This window comes from Streptomyces palmae (genome assembly GCF_004684805.1).
Lineage (GTDB): Bacteria > Actinomycetota > Actinomycetes > Streptomycetales > Streptomycetaceae > Streptomyces > Streptomyces palmae.
Genome location: NZ_SRID01000488.1, coordinates 1 through 4,256, shown reverse-complemented (window position 1 = coordinate 4,256; position 4,256 = coordinate 1). Strand labels below are relative to the sequence as shown.

Below are 4,256 nucleotides of genomic sequence, written 5' to 3'. Positions count from 1 at the left end.
GCTATTCGCCGGCGCTGGCGCGGATCGAGACGGACCCGGCAACGGCGCGCGCCGCACTCGAGAAGCAGTTTTTTTTGGAGAGGTGTATAAGAGACAGCCCCGCCGCCCCAGTGATGAAGTACCGCGTGATCGGGAAGGTTCGGCCCGGGCGATCCCCGTCCCGACGCGGCCGTACCGGTGCCTGCGGGGCGGGTCACCACGGCACTCCGTGCCGCCCAAGGACGCAGCCGAGCGGGCGCTGCCGACGGCCTGGACGACCACCAGGATCCAGCCCCTGACGAGAGGCGGGGCCAGACGGGGACACCCGGGTCAGGGTGCGGGCGGATCTTCTCAGACGGGGCGGACCTTCAGGCGCCAGGAGCCTTCGGCAGCGTAGAAGGAGAGAAGGAGGGGCCCGTCGGGGAGGGGACTGCTCACCTTGTGGTTGCGGCCGGCCGCGTTGACCAGGGTGCGCTCGCGGGCGGCGGCGATGGTCGGGTGGCCGGCGACTTCGTATCCGTACATGCCGCAGTAGCCGCCGCCGTTTTCGCCGCGCAGCTTCATCTCCAGATCCGCCACCGGCCCCATGTAGAGCAGCGCTTCGGGACCGCGGCCGGTCAGCTCGCTCTCCAGTCTGCGGGCATCGGCGAGCGGCCTGAAGGTCAGCGTCCACCGACCGCGCGCCTCGACGCGTAGGCGCAGCCGGGGGCCGTCGCCCGGATCGACGGCCGCGTTGCCGCGGAAGTCCTTCAGCGTGGAGTTGAAGATCATGTGGTCGGCTTCGTTCTTCTTGTCGAGGCGGTCGACGCAGAAGAGGCCGCCACCTTCGTGCTCCATCTCGACCAGGACGGGACCCGGTGGGATCCGGCGGGCCGCGGTGACGACATGGCTCCCCTTCCCGGTGACGGTGTGCGGGTCGAAGACCGCGCCGAAGGTCCACGCGCCGCGGGGCGCGACCGGGGCCGGCGAGACGCTCTTCGCCATCAAAGCCGCCATCGGAACCGCTGCCGGGGCGGGCCGGACCGGTGCGACGGGCGACGGGCCGGTGGTCTTGGACACCCCCGCGAGCGGAACGGGGCCCGGTGACGCCGGAGCCGGAGGCGGTACGGCCGGAGCGGGAGCCGTCGCCGCAGCCGCCACCGCGAGGCCGAAGTCCGTCGCGAGGCCCGCCGGCCCGGAGGCGTAACCTTGGCCCACCGCACGGAACTTCCAGCCGCCCGCGCGGCGGTAGAACTCGCCGAACACGAACGCGGTCTCCGCCGCCGCGTCGGTGACCGTGTAGCGGGCGACCGAGGTGCCCTCCGGCGCGTATGCCTCCACCGTCGGTTCCGCCAGGTCCCCGACCGTGCCGCGGTCCATCGAGCACACGACCAGGACGCGTTCGATCGCCGCCTCGACGCGGGGCAGATCGAGTTCGAGCCACTGAGCGGAGACCTCGCGGGCGTCGACCACGTGCCGCACCGCGCCCGAGGGATGGACCGGTCGGCCGTGGAAGACCAGGTCGGCTTCGCCGCGCACCCTGCCGTTCGCGGTCAGCAGCAGAGCGCCTGCCGCGACCAGCGGGGCTCCTGGCCGGAGTTCATGGCGAACTGCGACACGGAGTGCGACGGTCGGGACGAAGGCGTTGGCCCCTTTGGCTATGTGGTTCATGCCGGACATCATGCGGGACGTGCCGAGTGGAGGCGATCAATCCGCTGGAGGGCGCCGGGCCGGTGGTGGTCTCGGATGCCTACTGCGGATCACGCCAAGGTGACGTGCACGCCGCCCTGGGCCAGGACGTCGGGGAGCTCGGCGAACAGGTCGTAGGACGTCCCGTCCGGTCTCAGTACCTGGGACAGGTGCTCGCGTGCGGTCAGGGCGTCCCGCCAGAGCAGGGTTGCGGGGGCGGTGCACCCGAAGGTGCCGCCCAGGCAGTCGTCGACGGCGGCCAGGCAGCCGCCGAAGTAGCCACCCGGCCCGTTCACCGCCTCGCCGAGCGCCAGGTAGAGGCCTGGTTCGTCGGTGATGTGCCGGCCGTCGAGTTCATAGGTGTGACCGATCGGCCGATCACGGTGGATGCGCCGGCAGGCTCGCTCTCGAGCGAGGTCGAGCCAGGCCCCGCGGCGCCGGGTGTCGAGACCGGCCCAGGCCCAGTCCTTCCGCCTCGGCGCAGACGCCCCAAGCCTGGCCATGCTCTGTCTCTGCCAGCTTGTACCGCGTCTTCCCGTGGTGGTCCCCGTTCTCAAGCATCTTGGGAATCATGCCGGGACCGAGGACCCCGCAGGGAAGGAATTTCCCCTGTAGTCGGTCACGATGCCTTCGATCAGCTGACGTGCGGCAGATCAGCACTCACCGAAGGCTGCCCAGGGCACCGAAGACTCGTACGATCCACCGATCCATCCTGGCTGCGAAGTCCGCTGCTGATTCGATGTCCGAGGCGGGGAGAGAACCGGCATCGTCGAGGTCGACGAAGAAGTCCACGTCGGCCCAGCCACCACGAAACACGACTACCCACAGTGCTGCCTCCGCCGGCCCGGAGATGACCAAGCCGAGCGAATCGGGATCGTTCACCCGAGCCCTGTCGGTCTCCAAAGGCTGAGGCCACTCAGCCTCCCAATCCCTCCATGTCATCTCTCCCACTTCAAGGCCGGCCGACCGCCAGCACGCGATTCGCTCCATCAGCAGGGCGGCGGCCTCATCGAGATCGACAACTCTGTCCATGAGGAGATCATCCCTCACGCACAAACCCGGCACCCTCAAACGGATCCGGCCGGCGGACACTCGACACGAGCCCGGCCTGGACAGCGCATCGATGAGCCGGACCGGGGACGCGGCCGGCCGGAAGGTGTGCACAGGTGAGTCAGCGAGTGGCCTGAACCGTGCACTTCGAAGGTTTTCGCCAGGGCCGCCGAGCACTACCGTTCCCCGAGCCGCCGACGGAAGAGCCGGCCCCTCGTCGGGAACCCGGCGCCTCGTGCGTCGCCGTGCGACGTCCGGGCACCGCTGCGGATCCCGGGTGCACGCCCGCGGAAGTGACCATCCGACTCTTGATCCACAAGGAGCAACACCCTATGCCGAAGCGTCCTGGGGCCCGTATCACCAAGGGGTTCGCCGCCTTCACCGTCGCCGCGGCCGCCACCGGCGCGCTGCTGGTCTCGGCTCCCACGGCGAGTGCGGCCGGCTACCTCAATGCGTGCCTGTCCGAGGTGGGCCAGACGCAGGCCCCCAACGGGATGTGGGTACCCGCCGGGAATTTCGCCATGGGCTCCTCCGGCAACTGCGTCAGGGAGATCCAGGAGAACCTCCTCCGGTACTTCCCGCTCACCTCCTGGGAGAGAGGCAACGGCGACTTCGTCGACGGCCAGTTCGGCTACCGCACCGACTCGGCCGTCCGCCGCATGCAGGAGCAGTACCGCCTGGAGGTCGACGGCATCGTCGGCCCCAGGACGTGGTCCGTGCTCCTCTCCCTGGCCTCGGGGTGACCCGCCCGCCCGGGAGGCGGCACTCACTCCCGGAGGGAGCCGAGCGTCTCCGCGTGGCGGACGCGCCCCGCGAGGTCGTGGTCGAGCTCGGCGATGGGGCGGCGGCAACTGACCTCGTCCCGCAGTTCGGCGGCGCGGATGCGGTTGGCACGGTCGAGGCAAGCGGGCGCCCCGGTCGTGTCGATCCGATATCCCGGCACGATTCACGGATTCGTTCTGTTCGATCTGCTCCGCGGCACGGACGCGTCCAGGGCGGCCCGCATCCAGCTGACCGATACCCTGCACACTGCCCTGCACGCGGTCTGGCGTTGCCGTCCGCCGCACCTCGAAGCCGGAATTCCGGGTGGCGAAGAGGTCCAATCCGCCAACACGCCGCAGTTCCCTGCGTGCGTGGGTGCCGGCCTCCGGCTCCTCGTGCGCGACGTCGTTGGGTACCAGCGAATCCGTCAACGCGTGATGGAAAGCCCCCACTCGCTCACGAGGTGCCACGGGGGCGAGATCGAGCAGCAGCACACAGCCTCCCAGGAAAACAGCTCTCAGCCATTCCGCCGCATCAGTGATCAGCACAGACCGTGACAATGCGCAGGTCGGAGGCGTGCGCCGCCGGTCCTGCCGTCAAGCGAGCGAAGAGGCCGGCTTTTCCGCCCGCGCCCTCTTCTTGTCCGGGAGCGCACAGCACTCTTTTCAGGGGACCCGGGAAAGGAGAGGGCACCGGTACTTTTGCTCCGTCACCGCCGCGAGCGGCTGGTGCGGCTCGGATCCCGGGAATGACCGAACCCCGCTCGCGGGTCCGCGGTCATACCGGCACAGCGCCCG

The 4,256-nt window shown here is 69.9% G+C and carries 4 protein-coding genes and 1 pseudogene; 1 reads left to right on the top strand and 4 read right to left on the bottom strand.

Going from position 1 to position 4,256, the window contains the following annotated elements:
* Positions 1-330: 330 nt before the first annotated feature.
* The 3 genes and pseudogenes from E4099_RS29710 to E4099_RS29700 all read right to left on the bottom strand — a co-directional run bounded on the left by E4099_RS29710 (position 331) and on the right by E4099_RS29700 (position 2,697).
* Positions 331-1,629: a TerD family protein gene (locus tag E4099_RS29710; protein ID WP_245245301.1), complete on the bottom strand. Its 1,299-nt coding sequence runs from the start codon at positions 1,627-1,629 to the stop codon at positions 331-333.
* Between the two features lie 89 nt (positions 1,630-1,718).
* Positions 1,719-2,108 (bottom strand): annotated as a pseudogene (locus E4099_RS29705) (barstar family protein); the annotation flags it as partial.
* Between the two features lie 199 nt (positions 2,109-2,307).
* Positions 2,308-2,697 (bottom strand): hypothetical protein, encoded by a 390-nt coding sequence (locus E4099_RS29700; protein ID WP_245245300.1) that lies wholly within the window; start codon positions 2,695-2,697, stop codon positions 2,308-2,310.
* Between the two features lie 332 nt (positions 2,698-3,029).
* On the opposite strand from E4099_RS29700, the gene E4099_RS29695 reads away from it, so the two are divergent.
* Positions 3,030-3,440 (top strand): peptidoglycan-binding domain-containing protein, encoded by a 411-nt coding sequence (locus E4099_RS29695; RefSeq protein WP_135342205.1) that lies wholly within the window; start codon positions 3,030-3,032, stop codon positions 3,438-3,440.
* A 23-nt stretch (positions 3,441-3,463) separates the two neighbouring features.
* Here E4099_RS29695 and E4099_RS33330 read toward each other — a convergent pair whose 3' ends face one another.
* On the bottom strand, positions 3,464-3,640 hold the full coding sequence (locus tag E4099_RS33330) for a hypothetical protein (RefSeq protein WP_167828523.1): 177 nt from the start codon (positions 3,638-3,640) through the stop codon (positions 3,464-3,466).
* Between the last annotated feature and the right edge of the window lie 616 nt (positions 3,641-4,256).